Source organism: Clostridium intestinale DSM 6191, assembly GCF_900130055.1.
GTDB lineage: Bacteria > Bacillota > Clostridia > Clostridiales > Clostridiaceae > Clostridium_T > Clostridium_T intestinale.
The window spans coordinates 248,722-268,034 of sequence record NZ_FQXU01000007.1 but is presented as its reverse complement, the minus strand read 5'-3'; the positions used below and the strand labels follow the sequence as shown (position 1 = coordinate 268,034).

General features: G+C 30.5%; 19 protein-coding genes. 15 read left to right on the top strand and 4 right to left on the bottom strand.

Features of this window, described 5'->3' with window-relative positions:
• Positions 1-4: 4 nt before the first annotated feature.
• From secF to BUA92_RS12195, 11 genes are all read left to right on the top strand, one after another.
• Positions 5-853 carry a protein translocase subunit SecF gene (secF, locus tag BUA92_RS12245; RefSeq protein ID WP_073019933.1) on the top strand — a complete coding sequence of 283 codons (849 nt, stop codon included), beginning with the start codon at positions 5-7 and terminating at the stop codon, positions 851-853.
• A 287-nt stretch (positions 854-1,140) separates the two neighbouring features.
• Positions 1,141-2,007 carry a DHH family phosphoesterase gene (locus BUA92_RS12240; protein ID WP_073019931.1) on the top strand — a complete coding sequence of 289 codons (867 nt, stop codon included), beginning with the start codon at positions 1,141-1,143 and terminating at the stop codon, positions 2,005-2,007.
• Positions 2,008-2,020: 13 nt separating this feature from the next.
• Entirely contained in the window at positions 2,021-2,539 is a 519-nt protein-coding gene (locus BUA92_RS12235) for an adenine phosphoribosyltransferase (RefSeq protein ID WP_073019929.1), read from the top strand.
• Between the two features lie 107 nt (positions 2,540-2,646).
• Positions 2,647-4,824 (top strand): RelA/SpoT family protein, encoded by a 2,178-nt coding sequence (locus BUA92_RS12230; RefSeq protein WP_073019927.1) that lies wholly within the window; start codon positions 2,647-2,649, stop codon positions 4,822-4,824.
• Between the two features lie 16 nt (positions 4,825-4,840).
• The gene (gene dtd / locus BUA92_RS12225; RefSeq protein WP_073019925.1) at positions 4,841-5,290 is read left to right on the top strand and encodes a D-aminoacyl-tRNA deacylase; all 450 of its coding nucleotides are present in this window, start codon (positions 4,841-4,843) and stop codon (positions 5,288-5,290) included.
• A 12-nt stretch (positions 5,291-5,302) separates the two neighbouring features.
• Positions 5,303-5,902: an MBL fold metallo-hydrolase gene (locus BUA92_RS12220; protein ID WP_073019923.1), complete on the top strand. Its 600-nt coding sequence runs from the start codon at positions 5,303-5,305 to the stop codon at positions 5,900-5,902.
• Positions 5,903-5,912: 10 nt separating this feature from the next.
• Complete coding sequence (locus tag BUA92_RS12215) at positions 5,913-7,340, top strand: coproporphyrinogen III oxidase (RefSeq protein WP_073019921.1); 1,428 nt, start codon at positions 5,913-5,915, stop codon at positions 7,338-7,340.
• Between the two features lie 12 nt (positions 7,341-7,352).
• The gene (gene hisS, locus BUA92_RS12210) at positions 7,353-8,606 is read left to right on the top strand and encodes a histidine--tRNA ligase (RefSeq protein WP_073019919.1); all 1,254 of its coding nucleotides are present in this window, start codon (positions 7,353-7,355) and stop codon (positions 8,604-8,606) included.
• A 16-nt stretch (positions 8,607-8,622) separates the two neighbouring features.
• Positions 8,623-10,404, top strand: a complete 1,782-nt coding sequence (gene aspS, locus BUA92_RS12205) for an aspartate--tRNA ligase (RefSeq protein WP_073019917.1) — start codon at positions 8,623-8,625, stop codon at positions 10,402-10,404.
• A gap of 176 nt (positions 10,405-10,580) precedes the next feature.
• Positions 10,581-11,195: an acetate uptake transporter gene (locus BUA92_RS12200; RefSeq protein WP_073019915.1), complete on the top strand. Its 615-nt coding sequence runs from the start codon at positions 10,581-10,583 to the stop codon at positions 11,193-11,195.
• A gap of 192 nt (positions 11,196-11,387) precedes the next feature.
• Positions 11,388-11,657, top strand: coding sequence for a metal-sensitive transcriptional regulator (locus BUA92_RS12195; RefSeq protein WP_021801350.1), 270 nt, complete (start codon positions 11,388-11,390; stop codon positions 11,655-11,657).
• Positions 11,658-11,683: 26 nt separating this feature from the next.
• On the opposite strand, the gene BUA92_RS12190 is transcribed toward BUA92_RS12195, so the two are convergent.
• Both BUA92_RS12190 and BUA92_RS12185 read right to left on the bottom strand, forming a co-directional pair.
• A complete protein-coding gene (locus tag BUA92_RS12190) occupies positions 11,684-12,118 on the bottom strand; it encodes a threonine/serine exporter family protein (protein WP_073019913.1) in 435 nt (144 codons plus the stop codon).
• A gap of 1 nt (position 12,119) precedes the next feature.
• On the bottom strand, positions 12,120-12,887 hold the full coding sequence (locus BUA92_RS12185; RefSeq protein ID WP_073019911.1) for a threonine/serine exporter family protein: 768 nt from the start codon (positions 12,885-12,887) through the stop codon (positions 12,120-12,122).
• 162 nt (positions 12,888-13,049) lie between these two features.
• Here BUA92_RS12185 and glyA point away from each other — a divergent pair, with 162 nt between their 5' ends.
• The 4 genes from glyA (at position 13,050) to ymfI (ending at position 16,930) form a co-directional block, all read left to right on the top strand.
• A complete protein-coding gene (gene glyA, locus BUA92_RS12180) occupies positions 13,050-14,282 on the top strand; it encodes a serine hydroxymethyltransferase (RefSeq protein WP_073019909.1) in 1,233 nt (410 codons plus the stop codon).
• A gap of 87 nt (positions 14,283-14,369) precedes the next feature.
• On the top strand, positions 14,370-15,227 hold the full coding sequence (locus BUA92_RS12175) for a metallophosphoesterase (RefSeq protein ID WP_073019906.1): 858 nt from the start codon (positions 14,370-14,372) through the stop codon (positions 15,225-15,227).
• Positions 15,228-15,239: 12 nt separating this feature from the next.
• On the top strand, positions 15,240-16,178 hold the full coding sequence (locus BUA92_RS12170) for a dipeptidase (protein WP_073019904.1): 939 nt from the start codon (positions 15,240-15,242) through the stop codon (positions 16,176-16,178).
• Between the two features lie 8 nt (positions 16,179-16,186).
• A complete protein-coding gene (gene ymfI, locus BUA92_RS12165; RefSeq protein WP_073019902.1) occupies positions 16,187-16,930 on the top strand; it encodes an elongation factor P 5-aminopentanone reductase in 744 nt (247 codons plus the stop codon).
• A gap of 134 nt (positions 16,931-17,064) precedes the next feature.
• Here ymfI and BUA92_RS12160 read toward each other — a convergent pair whose 3' ends face one another.
• Both BUA92_RS12160 and BUA92_RS12155 read right to left on the bottom strand, forming a co-directional pair.
• Positions 17,065-18,558 (bottom strand): sensor histidine kinase, encoded by a 1,494-nt coding sequence (locus tag BUA92_RS12160; RefSeq protein ID WP_073019900.1) that lies wholly within the window; start codon positions 18,556-18,558, stop codon positions 17,065-17,067.
• Complete coding sequence (locus BUA92_RS12155) at positions 18,551-19,225, bottom strand: response regulator transcription factor (RefSeq protein ID WP_073019897.1); 675 nt, start codon at positions 19,223-19,225, stop codon at positions 18,551-18,553. The genes BUA92_RS12160 and BUA92_RS12155 overlap by 8 nt, the downstream gene beginning before the upstream one ends.
• Positions 19,226-19,313 lie beyond the last annotated feature (88 nt).

Sequence of the window (19,313 nt, the reverse complement as noted above, 5' to 3'; positions counted from 1 at the left end):
GGACATGCTAAAGATAATAGAAAAAACTAAATTGTGGTTTGGTATTTCAATTTTAGTTATAGCCATAGGTATTGGTGCTATGGTTTATAGAGGTGGCCTTAATCTCGGACTTGATTTTCAAGGCGGAACTAAAATAACTATTGATATGGGAGCTGAATTTAATAAAATAGAAGTTGATGAAATAGTAAAAAAATATGCAGATGATGCAGTTACTAATACTTTAAATGATACTCAATTAGAAGTTAAAGCTAAAGAGTTTGATTCAAATAAGGTTTCAGAACTTATGAAAGAATTAAAAGAAAAGTATTCACTTAAAGATGATGCTCTATTAAACCAACAAGAGATTGGAGCTTCTGTTAGTGCTGATTTAACTAGAAATGCTCTGATTTCGCTTGGAATTGCAGCGGTTGCGATGCTTATATATATAGCTATAAGATTTGAATTTAACTTTGGAGTAGCAGCAATTGTTGCACTATTACATGATATTGTAATAACCGTTACAGTATATGCAATATTTAATATTCCGCTTAATACACCATTTATAGTTGCTATATTAACTATAATAGGATACTCAATAAATGATACTATAGTTATATTTGATAGAATAAGAGAAAATCAGAAGAAGATGCGTAGAGTTTCTCATGCTGAAGTAGCTAATGTAAGTATAACTCAAACTTACTTTAGATCTATAATTACATCTTTAACTACATTAATAACTATAACAGCAGTTAATGTACTTGTTCCATCTGTTAGAGAGTTTACAGTTCCATTAATTATAGGAATTGCATGTGGGGCATATTCATCTATATTTATAGCAAGTCCAGTGTGGGTAATGCTAAAAAATAGAAAATAATAAGCTTAAAAATACTTATTTTACAAAAACCTCCAGTATTTTTTACTGGAGGTTAACTATTTCTATGAAAAGTATTTGTAAAATAGGTTAAATTCATTTATAATATAGATGTTTTCTATCAGGTGAAGCTTAATTTTGGTGGATTATAATCCATGGAATTATGGTTAAACTTAACCATAAGCTTAGTGCTATAATAGACAAACTAATCAAATGAAAATAATTCAAATATTAGATAAAATGTTATATTAATAGCATCTAGCCTTAGATAAATATGGAGGAGTTTAGAGATGAGCAAACAATGGGAGCAGATTTATCGCCCGAATTATATATCAGGATATAATCCCTTTATAATAAAAAATATGAATAAAGCCATAGAGAAACTAGTAGACGCTATAAACTCTAGGAAAAAGATTGTAGTTTATGGACGATGTGATGTAGATGGTATTTGTGCTTTATCTTCTCTAATTCTCATACTTAAATATTTAAATGGTGATGTAGAATATTGTATCGAGGAAACCTCAAATTCTGAGCATATTATAAAAGAAGAGGATATAAAAAATAGAATACACTTTTTAGGAGCAGATTTACTGATTACTGTTGGATGTACCTTTAAGAGTACAAAGGAGTTAGAACTCTGTGAATCTTTGAATATAGAAACAATTGTACTAGAAAACATAAAACCTAAGAAAGTATATAACACAATTTACATAAATCCAAATCAAATAGGATGTTCATACAGATATAAAAATTTATCAATTTCTGCTTTAACCTTTAAACTTATGCAGGCTATAGCAATATACTATAATATGAAAAGTATAAACAGGTACTTAGATCTGATTTTCTTAGGCAGCGTTTATAACGCAAGTGAAGAAACTGGTGAGAATAAGGTTTTTTTAAAGGAAGGACTTACATATTTAAAGCAAACAGATAACTATGGATTAAGCTCGATTCTTGAGTATTTAAATATAGAAGCCATAGAAAAACATAACATAGATAGTATTTTAGAATTACTTAAGCCTAAAAGCAGCTCAGTTAGCAAAATGGATACTGCAAAAATAGTAGTTGAGCTTTTAACAACTTCTGATAAAGATAGGGCTGAGCAGATTGTTAAATATCTTAATTTTGAGAAAAAAAAATTATCTACAATTAATTAGGGGGATTCATAAAATGGATTTAAAAGAAAAAGTAAGAATAATAGAGGACTTTCCTAAAGCAGGTATAAGCTTTAAAGATATAAGTACTTTAATTGGAGATGGGGAAGCGTTTAGATATTCTATCGACCAAATGGTAAGTTATTTAAAAGATAAAAATGTAGATTTAATCGTTGGACCAGAAGCAAGAGGATTTATATTTGGAGTTCCTGTAGCTTATGCTTTAGGAGTGGGTTTTGTACCAGTTAGAAAGCCAGGTAAACTTCCTTATAAAACAACAAAGATAGAATATGCTTTAGAGTATGGTACTGATGCATTAGAGATTCATGAAGATGCTATTAAACCTGGACAAAGAGTGGCTATAGTTGACGATCTTTTAGCTACAGGTGGAACTATAGAAGCGGTTACTAAACTTGTTGAAAAAGTTGGTGGAGAAGTTGTTTCTCTAAACTTTGTTATTGAATTAGAAGAGTTAAAAGGCAGAGATAAATTAGTAGGTCATGATATAATGACTTTGCTTAAGTATGATATTTAAATTTCTTGAAAAACAATATCTGTTGATATATAATATAAGTTAAATATGGCTGGTATAAATACCAGCCTTTGCATTTAATTATATTATTTTAGGGGAGAGTAATCCATATGCTTGATAACTTAATGAAAAAAATCAATATAAATTGCAATAACATAGATTGTTCTCTAGTAGAGAAAGCATATAATTTGGCTAATGAGGCGCATTCAAGTCAAAAAAGAGAGTCTGGAGAACCGTACATAATTCATCCATTAGATGTTGCAGGCATTTTAGCTGAACTTGGTATGGATACGAATACTATTGTAGCTGGATTACTTCATGATGTAATTGAGGACACCGAATATAGTCATGCTGATCTAGAAAGGCTTTTTAATAAAGAAGTTGCAGACTTAGTTGAAGGGGTAACTAAGCTTGGACAGATAAAATATAAGTCTAAAGAAGAACAGCAGGCTGATAATGTAAGAAAAATGCTTTTAGCAATGGCTAAGGATATTAGAGTTATCATAATAAAGCTTGCAGATAGGCTTCATAACATGAGAACTTTAAAATACATGAGCGAGGAAAAGCAAAAACAAAAGGCGAAAGAAACTTTGGATATCTACGCTCCTTTAGCTCATAGATTAGGTATATCAAAGATTAAATGGGAGCTAGAAGATTTAGCTTTTAGATATATGCATCAACAAGAATATTACGATCTTGTTCATCAGATAGCAGAAAAAAGAAAAGAAAGAGAAGCTTTTATTGATGATATAATTCAAGAAATGAAGGATAAGCTATCTCAATCTGGAATTGAATCGGACATAGAAGGAAGACCAAAACATTTTTATAGTATTTATAAAAAGATGGTTAACAAAAACAAAAGCATAGAGCAGATTTTTGATTTAACTGCCATTAGAATTTTAGTTAATTCTGTTAAAGACTGTTATGCATCTTTAGGAATTGTACACACTATATACAAACCTATTCCAGGCAGATTTAAAGACTATATAGCTATGCCTAAACCTAATATGTATCAATCACTACATACAACAGTTATAGGACCACAAGGGAAAACCTTTGAGATTCAGATTAGAACCTTTGAAATGCATAAAACAGCTGAGTATGGTATAGCAGCTCACTGGAAGTATAAAGAAGGGGATAACTCTAAGGGAGAAACTTTTGAACAAAAGTTAACTTGGCTTAGAGATATGCTTGAATGGGGTAAAGAGACCTCAGATGCAGAAGAATTCATTGAAGGTTTTAAGATAGATTTATTTTCCGATGAGATATTTGTTTTTACTCCTAAAGGAGTTGTAATAAACCTTCCATCAGAATCTACGCCTATTGATTTTGCTTATAAGATACATACTGATGTGGGCAATAGATGTGTAGGCGCTAAAGTTAATGGAAAGATGGTTCCACTTGATTATAACTTAAAAACTGGTCAGATTGTAGAGATTATGACTAGTGCTACAGCTAAAGGACCTAATATAGATTGGGTAAGTATTGTTAAGAGTAATCAAGCAAAAAGCAAGATAAAACAATGGTTTAAGAGAGCTCAAAGAGATGAGCATATATATAAAGGAAAAGAGTTAATTGAAAAAGAAGCTAAAAGACAGGCTGTAACTTTTTCTGAACTCACTAAAGGAGAGTTATACGAAAAGTTCTTAAAGAGATATAATCTCCATAATCAAGAAGACATATATGCAGCAGTAGGAACTGGAGTAGTATCAGCTTCTATGGTTTTAGGAAGACTTAAAGAAGAAGTAGCTCCAGATGATAAACAGGTTTTAGAAAATATAAATAAAACAATTGAAGAAAATGCTGCTAAAGCACAAAAAATGAAAAATATTAATAAGTCTTATGGAATAACCGTTAAAGGCTTAAGTAATATAATGATAAGATTTGCAAAATGTTGTAATCCTGTACCTGGGGATGACATTATTGGATACATAACTAAAGGTAGAGGTGTTTCAGTTCATAGAAAAGATTGCTTAAATGTTAAAGAACTTGAAGATAACGAAGAAACAAGAATAGTTGAAGTAAGTTGGGGAGTTTCTAAAGGAACAGCTTATACTGCTGAACTTCAAGTAGAGGCAGAAGATAGAATGGGTCTACTTGCAGAAGTTATGCTGATTTTAAGTGAAGCAAAAATTAGTGTAAATGCAGTAAATGCTAAAACCCTAAAAGGAAACCTAACTGTTACTAACATAAAAATCAAAATAGATAGTATCGATCAACTAAAAGATTTAATGAAAAAGTTAAGAAAACTTAAAGGTGTTCTTGATGTTTATAGAATGAATAACTAAAGGAAGTGCTAAGAGTTTGAGAGCGGTAGTACAAAGAGTTAAGAGAAGTAGCGTTAAAGTTAATGGAGAGACAATAGGTGAGATATCAAAAGGCATCAATGTGCTAGTTGGTATAACTAAAGACGATAATGATGAAGATCTTAAATATATTAAAGAGAAGATTTTTAACTTAAGAATCTTCTCCGATGAAAATGATAAAATGAATCTTTCTGTAAAGGATATTAAGGGAGAACTTCTTATAATATCTCAATTTACTTTGTATGGAGATGCAAGAAAAGGAAGAAGACCAAGTTTTATAGAAGCCTTAGGTGGAGAAGAAGCTGTAAAACTATATAATGATTTTATAGAGCTTTGTAAAACAGAGAGACTTAAAATTCAAACTGGAGAGTTTGGAGCTGATATGGAAGTTGAGATAATAAACGATGGACCTGTTACCTTACTTCTAGATAGTAAAAAGAATTTTTAGGAGGAATGAACTATGCTTATAAAAGGAGTTGAAGCTGGTCAACTTGGAGCTAATTGTTACATCATAGTAAATGAAGAAACAAAAAAAGGCTTCATAATAGATCCAGGTGGAGATGCGGAGTATCTAAATAATATAATAAACTCTTTAGGAGCTAAAATAGAAGCAATACTTTTAACTCATGGGCACTTTGATCATGTAGGTGGAGTAGTTGACATGAAAAACCTAACAGGAGCTCCTTTTTATATTTGCGAAGATGAGATAATTTACATGGATGGAGCTTATGTTTTTGGTAAGATTCCTAAAACAGATAAATTAATCAAAGATGGAGATGTTTTAAACCTAGCAGGTTTTGAAATAAAGTGTATTCATACACCAGGACATTCACCAGGAGGAATTAGTTTTCTTGTAGATAATGCCCATCTTTTTTCAGGAGATACTTTGTTCCAACTAGGTGTTGGAAGAACAGACTTTGATGGTGGAGATTCAAGAACTCTTACAAAAAGTATAAAAGAAAAGTTATTTGTACTTGATGACAATGTAGTTGTATATCCAGGACATGGTCCTAAATCCTCCATAGGATTTGAAAAAAAGAACAATCCTTTTATTAGATAGGGGAAAAAGAATGGCAATTAATATAGAACTTAATGATGAGAATTTTAGATACGACGTATTTCTAATATTTAATATATTTTATCTGCTTGAAGATGTTTTGATAAATAAGTCAGAGTCTAATGGCTTTAAGGTATTTATTGAATCAGACAAGATGACCTTAAATCATAAGGACCATGAAAAAGCTTATGAGCTTAAGGAAAATAAAAAAGAGTCCATAAAAAGAGGTGTATTTAAGTTCTTAACTGAAGTTACAGGAGAAGAACATCCTTGGGGGACAATGGTTGGTATAAGACCAAGCAAAATAGCATCATCTCTACTTAAAGATGGAAAAAGTGAAGATGAGATTGTAGCTACTTACAAAGAGTCATATCTAGCTTCAGCTGAAAAAAGCAAGTTGTGTATTGAAGTTGCTAAAAGAGAAGAGAAGTTTTTAAAGAGTAGTAAAGACCAAGTTAGCATTTATGTAGGAATGCCTTTTTGCCCAACTAGGTGTCTTTACTGTTCTTTTGCGTCCAATCCAATCTCTGCTTGTAAGAAACAAGTACCAACTTATTTGGAAGCCTTGAAGAAAGAAATTAATGCTATAAATGAATATATCTTAAGTAAGTCGATTAAAGTCAACACTGTTTATTTTGGAGGAGGTACTCCTACTTCCGTAAACAATGAAGATTTTGAGGATTTGATGAAGGTTATATATGAAAAGATCATAACTCCTTTTAAACCTTTAGAGTTTACAGTAGAGTGTGGAAGACCAGATTCTATAACTGAAGAGAAACTTATAACTATGAAAAATTATGAAGTATCTAGAATAAGTATAAACCCTCAGAGTATGAACAATGAAACTCTTCGTACTATAGGTAGAGGTCATACAAAAGAAGCTGTAGTTGAGAAATTTAACTTAGCTAGAAAGTTAGGTTTTGAAAATATAAACATGGATATAATAGTAGGACTTCCAGGAGAAGGAATACAAGAAGTTAATAATTCTTATAAAGAAATAATGGACTTAAAACCAGATTCTTTAACAGTTCATGGCATGTCTATAAAACGTGCATCAAGGTTACATGAAGAATTAGTTTTAGGAAGAAAACTTTATAGACCTAAACAAGAAGAACTAAAAGAGATGTACGATAAAACAAGAGAGCTATCAGAAGAGTTAGGAATGAACCCTTACTATATGTATAGACAGAAAAATATGGTTGGAAATATGGAGAATATAGGTTATTCTAAAGAGGGTAGTGAATGTGTTTATAATATAGTTATGATTGAAGACATAGAAACTATAATAGCGTTAGGAGCAGATGCAGTATCTAAAGTTGTTTTTAAAGATGAAAATCGAATAGAGAGAACTGCAAATGTTAAAGATGTTAATGAGTACATTAACAGAATAGATGAGATGATAGAAAATAAAATTAGTTTACTTAATACCTTATATAAGTAGGGAGGATATTTAATGGAGAAGATTCAAGCGCCAAAAGGTACTAAAGACATGTTGCCTAAGGATGGGTACAAGTGGCATTTTGTAGAAGAAAAATTAAAAAAGTTATCTGAAGAGTATGGAATTAAGGAGATAAGAACTCCTATTTTTGAGCATACAGAACTTTTCTTAAGAGGAGTTGGAGAAACTACTGATGTAGTTCAAAAGGAGATGTATACTTTTTTAGATAAGGGAGAAAGAAGTATAACTCTTAAGCCAGAGGGAACAGCTCCAGCTGTAAGAGCATTTATAGAAAATTCTATTTATGCAGATCCTCAGCCAACAAAACTTTGTTATTTTACGCCTTGTTTTAGATATGAAAAGATGCAAAAGGGAAGACTTAGACAATTCCATCAATATGGAATTGAAGTTTTTGGAGCAAAAGAAGCTTCTGTAGATGCCGAGGTTATATCTTTGGCAATGAGAGCTTTAGATGAGTTTGGAATAAAAGGTTTAACTTTAAACATAAATAGTCTTGGATGCCCTAAGTGCAGACCTAACTTTAATAAGGCATTAAGAGAGTTTTTAGAAGCAAACTATGACGGTCTTTGTGAAACTTGCAAGGGTAGATTTGAAAAAAATCCTATGAGAATTTTAGACTGTAAAGAAAAGAAGTGTAAGGAAATTACTAAAAATGCTCCTGTAATTTTGGATTTTTTATGTGATGAATGTAATGATCACTTTGATGATTTAAAGAAGTATCTTGAAGTTATGAACATTAACTATCAAATAGATTCTAAAATAGTTAGAGGACTTGATTACTATTCTAAAACCGTTTTTGAAATTATAAATAAAGATATTACTGTTTGTGGTGGTGGAAGGTATGACTACCTAATAAGCGAAATGGGCGGTCCTGAAACTCCAGCTATAGGTTTTGGATTAGGACTTGAAAGACTTCTTTTAACTTTAGAAGAAGAGGGAATAGAAATTCCTGAGCCAAACTACATGGATATTTTTATAGGTTCAATTGGAGATGTGGCTAGATTAGAAGCTTTTTCATTAACTTATAAGCTTAGAAAACTTGGAGTTAAGTGTGAATGTGATCACATGAAAAAGAGCGTAAAAGCTCAGATGAAACATAGCAACAGAATAAATGCATCATATTCAATGATATTAGGTGAAGATGAAATAACTAATAAAACTGCAAAGCTTAAGAGAATGAGCGATGGAGAAATATTCGAAGTTAAATTAGATTCCTTAGAGGAAATTAAGAATATAATAGTAAAGTAATTAGGAGGACAAAAGCATGGGCGAAGCCTTAAATGGATTAAAAAGAACCATTATGTGTGGTGAACTTAGAGAAGAACATATAAGCAGTAAAGTTACTGTTATGGGATGGGTTCAAAGAAATAGAAATCTAGGTGGATTAGAATTCCTTGATTTAAGAGATAGAACTGGAATTTTACAAGTAGTTTTTGGTGAAGAGATAAATAAAGAAGCTTTTGAGAAGGCTGACAAAGTAAGACCAGAATATTGTATAGCTGTAACTGGAGAAGTTATTAGAAGAGAATCTCCAAATGCAAATATGCCTACAGGTATGGTAGAACTTAAAGGAGAATCTATTAAGATATTATCAGAATCTGAAACTCCTCCTATATACATAAAGGATAATTTAGATGCAGCTGAAAATATAAGACTTAAATATAGATATCTAGATTTAAGAAGAGGAGATATGCAAAAAATCTTCATGATTAGAAGTAAAGCTACTAACTCTGTTAGAAACTATCTAATTGATAATGGATTTTTAGAAGTTGAAACTCCTATGCTTACAAAAAGTACACCAGAAGGTGCTAGAGACTACTTAGTTCCTTCAAGAAACTATCCAGGAATGTTTTATGCACTTCCTCAATCACCACAATTATTTAAACAATTACTTATGGTGTCAGGATTCGATAAGTACTTCCAAATAGTTAAGTGTTTTAGAGATGAAGATTTAAGAGCAAACAGACAACCAGAATTTACTCAAATAGACTTAGAGATGAGTTTCGTTGAGCAAGATGATGTTATAGCTGTTAATGAAGGTTTAATTCAAAAAGTATTTAAAGATGTTATAGGAGCAGATGTTAAACTTCCTATAAGAAGAATGGTTTATAAAGAAGCTATGGAGAAATACGGTTCAGATAAACCTGACTTAAGATTTGGAATGGAAATCACTGATTTAACTGATGAAGTTAAAGCTTGCGATTTTAAAGTGTTTAAAGATGCAATTGAAAATGGCGGTTCAGTTAGAGCTTTATGCTTAAAAGGTGGAGCTTCCATGGGAAGAAAAGATATTGACAGATTAGGTGAATTCGTTAAGACATTTAAGGCTAAGGGATTAGCTTGGATTCAATTAAAAGAAGATGAAATAAAATCTCCTATATCAAAATTCTTAAAAGAAGAAGAAATGAATGCTGTAATTGATAAGATGAAGGCAGAAAAAGGAGATATGATATTAATACTAGCAGATAAAAATTCTGTAGTATTCCAAGGACTCGGTCAATTAAGATTAGAACTTGCTAAAAAGTTCGACTTAATTAAGGATAAAAATGAATTTAATTTCTGCTGGATAACTGAGTTCCCATTATTTGAATATGATGAAGAAGAAGGAAGATACTTTGCAGCTCACCATCCATTTACATCACCTATGGACGAAGATATTGAGTTCTTAGAGTCAGAACCAGGTAGAGTTAGAGCTAAAGCATATGACTTAGTTTTAAATGGTGAAGAACTTGGTGGAGGTTCTATAAGAATTCACGATACTTCTCTTCAAGCTAAGATGTTCGAAGTTTTAGGATTTACGAAAGAAAGCGCTTGGGAGAAATTCGGTTTCTTACTTGAAGCATTTAAGTATGGTCCACCACCACATGGAGGATTAGCTTTTGGACTTGACAGAATGATAATGTTCTTAGCTGGAACAGATAACATAAAAGATGTTATTGCCTTCCCTAAAAACCAAAATGCTTTCTGCCCAATGACAGAAGCACCTAATGTTGTAGATGAAAAACAATTATCAGAACTAGGTATAGCTAAGATAAATGTTGAATAATTAATGAAAATCCAGTCTCTTATGAGGCTGGATTTTTTTGCTTATATATTTAAAATCTTCAAGGTTTAAAATTTTAACCCTATATAATGAAAAAATGAAAATATAACCTTTGACAAGTTCGACAAATTTTGATAAATTATACTCTGGATTTAATAAATAAAATAGTGGGGGTAACCATGAACAATCAAACACAAAATGTAAAAATCCTAAATGCAGATCCGTCAGCATTAGGACTATTTGGACTTGCTATGGTAACGATCGTAGCTTCTTCACAAAAACTTGGTTTAACAGATGGAGTATCTTTTGTTTTACCTTGGGCAATTTTCTTAGGAGGATTTGCACAATTATTTGCTTGCTTTAATGATTCAAAAAGACAAAATGTTTTTGGAACAACGGCTTTTGGAGCCTTTGGTTTCTTTTGGCTTGCAGTAGGAGCATCTTGGATGATAAAAAATGGAGTATTTGGAGCTGCTTTAGCTTCCAGTGTAGATCCTAAACAACTTGGATTTGCATATTTAGGATATTTAATATTCTCAATTTTTATGACAGTAGGAGCAATGGAAACATATAAGGTTTTATTTATAATATTTGTTTTAATTGATTTCTTATTTTTAGGATTAACTCTTTCATCTTTTGAAATAGCTACAGAGTTTACACATAACTTAGCAGCCTACTCAGAACTGTTAATAGCATTATTTTCTTTTTATGGTTCTGCAGCAGCAGTGCTTAATCCACACTTTGGTAAAGTATTTTTACCAGTTGGAAAACCATTTGGAATATTTAAAAAATAATTAATAAAACCTTAGAATACATTAGATTTGTGTTCTAAGGTTTATTTTTATAGATATATAGGCCTAATCTATTATTGCATAAAATAATGATTATAATATATACTAGTTATATACCAGGTATGGGTATAGCGGCTCCTGTTATATAGATAGTAAATTTATAATAGCGAGACATTATATAAAGGAGATGATTTTATGGAAAATGATGAAGCTTTGAAGAAGAATATATTAACACGATTAAAGCGAATTGAAGGCCAAGTTAAAGGTATTCAAGGAATGATAGATAAAAACGTATGCTGCTCAGATGTTTTAGTCCAAATATCAGCTATAAGAGCTGCTATAAACAAAGTAGGAGGACTTATTCTAGAAGACTATGCTAGAAATTGCATAGGTATAGAAGAAGGCAGCGATAACGAAGAGGGATTAGAAAATTTAATAAAAACCTTAAATAGTTTTGTAAAATAAAAAAATAGAATTGACGTTTGTCAATTCTATTTTTGTCTTAAAGGATAATTTCTCATTAGCCTAGTTAAGGTAGACACGAAGATTATTCCAAGTGCTAAAGCACCAGCTGAAGCTAATGTCTCTAAACCTAGGCTAAGAGCTTTATCTATGTTGCCTTGTACAACTTCATACATTGTGTAATACATTCCTCCACCAGGAACTAAAGGTATTAAAGCACATATTACAAAGGTTGTAACAGGGGTTTTTAATATTCTAGCACATATCTCTGAATAACTTGAAAAAATAGTTGAAGCTAAAAACAGAGATAAGGATAAAGATAAACCATCGTTAAGGGCAGTTTTATAAACAATCCAGCCTAAACCTCCACCTAAAGATGCAAATATAAGATTTTTTCCATGTATATTAAAGATTATTCCAAATCCAAAGGTTGCTATTAATGAAACTAAGATTTCTTTTAACATCCTATATTCCTCCATATAAATTAAACCAAAAACTTAAAACCACACCTGTTCCAATTGCTATAGCTAAAGCTATTAAAAAAGCTTCAGCAGATCTAGTAAGCCCAGCTACTAAATCACCTGCCATAGTATCTCTAATGGCATTTGTAATAGCAAGACCTGGAACCAGAAGCATAATTGAACCTATAATGGTCATATCTAAATTAGATGCGAGTCCTAAGTTAACACAAACTAGTGCTAATAAGGCTGCAATAGCTCCACCTATACTATTTATAAAAAAGTCATTTATTAATAAATGACTGCTTAATATAGAAAATGCTTTTATTATTAAACCTATAAAAAATGCTGAAAAGAAGTCTTTGATATCTCCTCCAAATAAAGCAGAAAATCCAGCAGCTCCTAAAGCAGAAAAAAACAAAGTTGTTTTAGTTCCATATCTTGAACTTTTATCTATTTCTTTTAAAGCTTTATTAACTTCTGCAACTGTCATATGTTGCTGGCCTATACTTCTTGATAAGTCGTTAACCATATGAACTTTTTCAAGGTTAACAGTTCTATATTTAACTCTTTTAATTAATGAAACTGTTCCTTTATCTTTGTGAAAAGCTGATACCATTATTCCAGTTGGAGTAACAAAACTATCTGCATCATCCATTCCAAAGGATGTACATATTCTATTTATGGTTTCTTCAACCCTATAAGTTTCTCCACCACTTTCTAGTATTATTCTGCCAGCAAAAGTAGCTACGTATAGTATCTTATTTATGTCCATAAAAATCCCCTCGATTTAAGATATTCTGAATGTATTATAGCATAGTAATTTCAAAAAAGAATAGAGAAAGTTGTTTTATTTTTAAAGTCATATATGATACAATACCATATATGATGTCAAATCATGTTTAGTCTACGAAATTATAGAAATTGGGGTGTTAAAATGGATTTTACAAATCTACAAAAAGTTGATCCAGAAATAGCAAAACTAACTGAAAAAGAGTTAGAAAGACAACAATACGGAATTGAATTAATTGCATCAGAAAACTTTACTTCTAAGGCAGTTATGGAAGCTATGGGATCATATCTTACTAACAAATATGCTGAAGGATATCCATCAAAAAGATATTATGGAGGATGTCACGTAGTTGATGAAGTTGAAGAACTAGCTATAGAAAGAGCTAAAGAATTATTTGGTGCTGAACACGCAAATGTTCAACCACACTCTGGTTCTCAAGCAAATATGGCAGTTTATTTTACTGTTTTAAATCCAGGAGATACAGTTTTAGGTATGGATTTAAGCCATGGAGGACATTTAACTCATGGTTCACCAGTAAACTTTTCAGGCAAGTTATTTAACTTTGTTTCTTATGGAGTAGATAAAGAAACAGAAGAAATAAACTATGAAGAAGTTAGAAGAATAGCATTAGAATGTAAGCCAAAGTTAATAGTGGCTGGAGCTTCTGCTTATTCTAGAACTATAGATTTTAAGAAGTTTAGAGAAATATGTGATGAAGTTGGAGCTTTATTTATGGTAGATATGGCTCATATAGCAGGTTTAGTTGCTGCTGGAGTTCATCCAAATCCAGTACCATATGCTGAGTTTGTAACTTCAACAACTCATAAAACTTTAAGAGGACCTAGAGGAGGACTTATACTTTGTAGAGAGAAGTATGCAAAAGACTTAAATAAGAATATCTTCCCTGGAATTCAAGGTGGTCCATTGATGCACATAATTGCAGCAAAAGCAGTATGTTTTAAAGAAGCATTAGACCCATCTTTTAAAGAATATGGTAAAAACGTAGTTGAGAACTGTTCAGTACTTTCAGAAGAATTAGTTAAGTTTGGATTTAAGATAGTATCAAATGGTACAGATAATCACCTTATACTTCTAGATTTAAACAATAAAGATATAACAGGTAAAGAAGCTGAAAATCTATTAGATTCAGTAGGTATAACAGTAAATAAAAATACTGTTCCGAACGAAACAAGAAGTCCATTTGTTACTTCAGGAATAAGAATAGGTACAGCGGCTGTAACTACTAGAGGCTTCAATCAAGAAGATATGAAGGAAGTTGCAAGTATCATAAACTACGTAATTGAAAATAAAGAAGGAAATTTAGAGGAAGCTAAACAAAGAGTTAAAACTCTATGTGAAAAACATTCACTATATTAAGAATAAAAAATCATCATATTTAATATGGTGATTTTTTTCTTTAAAAAACATAAGATTAATGTATAGCAATAAATTAAAAAAGGTTTTATGTATAATAAGATAATAGATGAATTATATAAAAAAGCAGAAACTATAACTTTAGAAGATAAGGATAAAGTAGTATTTATAAGTGATTGTCATAGAGGAGATGGAAGTTATAAAGATCCATTGATGAATAATTACAATACCTATAAAGGAGCACTTAAATATTATTTGAGGAATAATTTTAAGCTTGTAGAGATAGGTGATGGTGATGATTTATGGAGAAATAAAGATTACAGATATATAGGTTATTATTATGAAGAGATATTTAAAATTTTATTAAAGTTTAAGAAGGAGTATAGGCTTTATCTGTTTTGGGGAAATCATGATATTGTAAAAAAATACAAACATGAATTTATTAGTCTTTTAGAGAGAAGTGAGGATGAGAAATTTTATAAAACACTTAAAGCTTTATATGGAGATTTAGATTTTTATGAGGCTTTAAAGTTCAAAATAAGAGAAGATGAATTTTTTGTTTTTCATGGTCATCAAATAGATAATATAAATAGCACCTTTTGGAGAATATCTTGTTTCTTATTAAGAAATGTATGGGCTAGAGTTGAATCCATCGGCATAAAGACGCCAACTTTACCAGCACAAAACATAGCTAGAAGAAAAGTAGTTGATAAGAGAATACTTAATTGGAGCATTAAAAACAATAAAAAAGTTATAGCAGGTCATACTCATAAAGCAAGATTAGGTAATCATGAAAGCGGGTATTATTATAATGACGGTTGTTGCGTGTATCCAAATCATATAACTACCATTGAATATATAGAAGGAAAATTAAATTTAATAAAATGGTATTTAGATTTAGGAGATGATGGTAAAATTATATTGACGAGAAAAATCATAAATTATTAAGGAGAATATATTATGAAATTTATAGATATGCATTGTGACACACCTTCATTTATACTTGATAATAGAGAAAATTCTCTAAAAAAGAGTAATGGTACAGTAGATATAGAGAAACTTAAAACAGGAAATGCTATAATTCAGTTTTTTGCCTATTTTGTTGAACTAAATAAGGAAATAGATTCATTTGAGAAATTTGATGCTATGTATCATAACTTCCAAAATCAGATCAAATTAAATGAACAGGATATAGAAGTTATAAAAAGATTTGAAGATATAAAAGCTATCGAAGATAAAGGTAAAATAGGATGTTTATATACAATAGAAGAAGGTGAAGTTTTAAAGGGAGATATGGAAAACCTCTATAAAGTATACGACAAAGGTATAAGAGGTATAACTTTAACCTGGAACTTTGAGAATTCTATAGGTTATCCTAATTGTATAAAAGAGTGTTCAAGCAAGGGACTTAAAAATTTTGGATTTGAGTTAATAGGAGAAATGAATAACTTAGGAATTATTGTTGATGTTTCTCATTTATCTGATGGTGGTTTCTATGATGTAAGTAGAGAAAGTATAAAACCTTTTGTAGCTACTCATTCTAATGCCAGAGCTATAACAAACCATTCAAGAAACTTAACAGATGATATGATTAAGATTCTTTCTGAAAAAGGTGGAGTTATGGGATTAAACTTTTGTGCTCCTTTTTTAGGTGGCAGCAAGATATCTAGAATTCAAGATATGATACTTCATTTAAAACACATTAAAAATGTAGGTGGAGTAGATGTAATAGCATTAGGAAGTGACTTTGATGGTATTGATAATAAGGTTGAAATAAAAAATGCATCAAAAATGCCAATTTTAGCAGAAGAACTTCTTAAAAATGGATTTAAAGAGGAGGAAATTGAGAAGATATTTTATAAAAATGCATTGAGAGTATTAAAGGATGTACTAGCTTAGGAGGAAAAATGAGTAGTTTAAAAGGAAAAGTAGCAATTGTTACAGGAGCTTCTTCTGGGATAGGAAGAGGAATAGCTTTAGAGCTTTCAAAAAAAGGAGCAACAGTCGTAATAAACTATAAAAGCAATAAATCTGGTGCAGAAAAAACACTTGAACTTTTAAAAGAAGCAGGTGGATATGGACATATAATAAAAGCAGATGTAAGTATATATGACGAGTGTAAAACATTAGTTCAGGAAGTTATAAATAGTTTTGGGAAGATTAATATACTTATAAATAATGCAGGTATATCTAAAGTAGGACTTTTTATGGATATGCGTATTGAAGAGATATATGAACTAATAGATACTAATATGAAGGGAACTTTAAATATGAGCCATGCTGTTTTACCTCATATGACAGAAAGAAAACAAGGTTCAATAGTTAATATATCATCAATATGGGGAGTTCAAGGAGCTTCTTGCGAAGCAGTATATTCTTCCACAAAGGGAGCAATAAATTCTTTTACTAAGGCTTTAGCTAAAGAAATGGCCCCTAGTAATATTAGAATTAATGGGGTGGCTCCAGGAGTTATAGATACAGAAATGAATAGTTGGATGAGTAAAGAAGATATAGAAAGCTTAGAAATGGAGATCCCTATAGGAAGGTTTGGAAAGGTTCAAGAAATAGGAGAAGTAGTTTCTTATTTATGCAGTGATGAAAGTTCTTATTTAACTGGACAAATAATAACAGTTGATGGTGGATTTATTTAGTCGAGAATGGAAAGTTGACAATTGAGAACCAGTATATTAATTGACAATTAGTAGAGAAGAATAGTCAATTAAATAGAGAAATTCATTTCATGAATTTCTCTATTTAATGTTGATTCTCAATTTTAAAATTTCAATTACTCAAGTTTCTCATCTGCACTTAAGTTTAAAGTGAAGTATGATAGTACTCCATTTGAAGTGTTTTGTATTCCGTAGGAACTGTTATGAAGATCAAGAATTCCTTTGGTTATAGATAATCCTAAACCTGATGAGTTTTTATCTCTTACTCTAGACTTATCTATTTTATAGAACTTGTTCCAGATATTATCGAGTTCATCTTTAGATATTTGGACACCAAGATTTTCAATAGATATTAGGACTTTACTTTCAAGTTTCTCTATAGATATAACTATCTTTTCACTAGAAGGTGTGTATTTAATAGCATTTGTCATGAAATTACTTAGTACTTGTTCTATTTGAAAAGTATCACCTTCAACATACAAATACTCAAATTCAGGATTAAAAACGACTTCTAGGGATTTTTCTCTAATTAATACATTATACTTTCTAAGTGAACCTTGAATCATTCTAATTATATTAAAAGTTTCTATGTTAGGTTTAACATTACCTGATTGAAGTTTTGATAGTTCAAGCATATCCATAACAAGTTTATTCATTTTATGAGCCTCATCTATTATGATATTTAAATAATCATTTTTAGCTTCTCCCTGAACTATGCCATCTCTAATTCCTTCTGCATAACCTTCTATTATACCTATAGGAGTTTTTAATTCATGAGATACATCTGCAATAAAGCCTTTTCTCATTTCTTCAACTTTTCTTTCATGTTCAACTTCTTCTTGTAGAATATCATTTTTACTTTTAAGTTCCGTTAAAGCAGATTCTAGATTTTCTGATAAAAAGTTTAAAGTTGTTCCAAGATTATTTATTTCATCATCTTCTAAAGGAGTATATCTTTCAGAAAAATCCATGTTACTCATTTTTTTAGCTATTTTATTTAGTTTTATAAGAGGATCTCCTATGTATTTAGATAAAATCATAGAATAAAATAAAGCTACCATAAGGGTTCCAACTATAAAATATGGTAAAAATCTATTTAAAACGCTAGTAGCTTCTCTTATAGGCTCTACAGAAGATACTGCCATTAAAATAGAACCATCATTCAATTTACAGATAACTACAGTAATAGTTGGATCAAAGTTTGAATTATCTGAAATAGTGACAAAGATTTTACCGGAGGAAATATATTGAGAGTTAGGTAAATACAAGTTATTATATATTTGCTTAAATGAAGATTCTGTATATTCATTAGTAGCTATATATATAAGGGAATCTTTTGGAGTTACAACTCCTACTTTTGCATTATTATTAGTTTCAAATTTATTCATGGCTGGCAAAAGAGCTCTTTTATATAATTCCACTCCTTGATTATATTCTACTGCTGAATTAGAATTTCTAAATTCCTCTACAGATTTGATTAATGAATTGTTTTTTTCGTTTATATAAAACTTCTCGAAAAAGTGTTTTTGAAAAATTAATATAAGAGAAACTAATATTATTAATGCTATAAAGGTAATAAAAAAAATCTTTTTTCCTATTTTACTACGCATCTTTTACCTCAAACTTATATCCGCTTCCTCTAACAGTAACTATATATTCAGAAGCCGTAGTTAACTTCTCTCTAAGTCGCTTAATTGTGGTATCAACTACTCTTGAATCTCCATAATAATCAAAACCCCATACTCCATCTAACATAGTGTCTCTTGATAAAACTATGTTTATGTTGTCAGTTAAAAAAACGAGAAGTTCAAACTCTTTAGGGGTTAAGTTAATAGGTTTATCCTCTACGCTTACATCCATAGAATCTTTATTTAAGGAAAGTTTTCCAAGTTCTAATACGGTTAAATTGGTTTCTTTTGAAGTTCTTTTTAAAAGTGCTTTGATTTTTGCAACCAAAACTTTTGGTGAAAAAGGTTTTGTTACATAGTCATCTGCACCCAATTCATAGCCGAGTAATTTATCCTCTTCTTGGCTTTTAGCAGTTAATAAAATTATAGGAACAGATGAGGCTTTCCTGATTTCTTGAGTTAATGTTAAACCATTTAGTCCAGGCATCATGATATCTAAAATTATTAAATCTACTTTGTTTTGTTTAAATAGGTGCAACCCCTCATTTCCATTTGAAGCTTCTATGATAGTATAATTTTCAATAGTTAAGTAGTCTCTTAAAAGAGATCTAATTCTAAGTTCATCTTCAACAATTAATAAAGTTTTCATAGGTCTAACTCCTTTCTAGTCTAATTATATAATAATTATTATACATAAAAAATATAGATAATCTGAATTTTTAAATAAAATGGTTTTA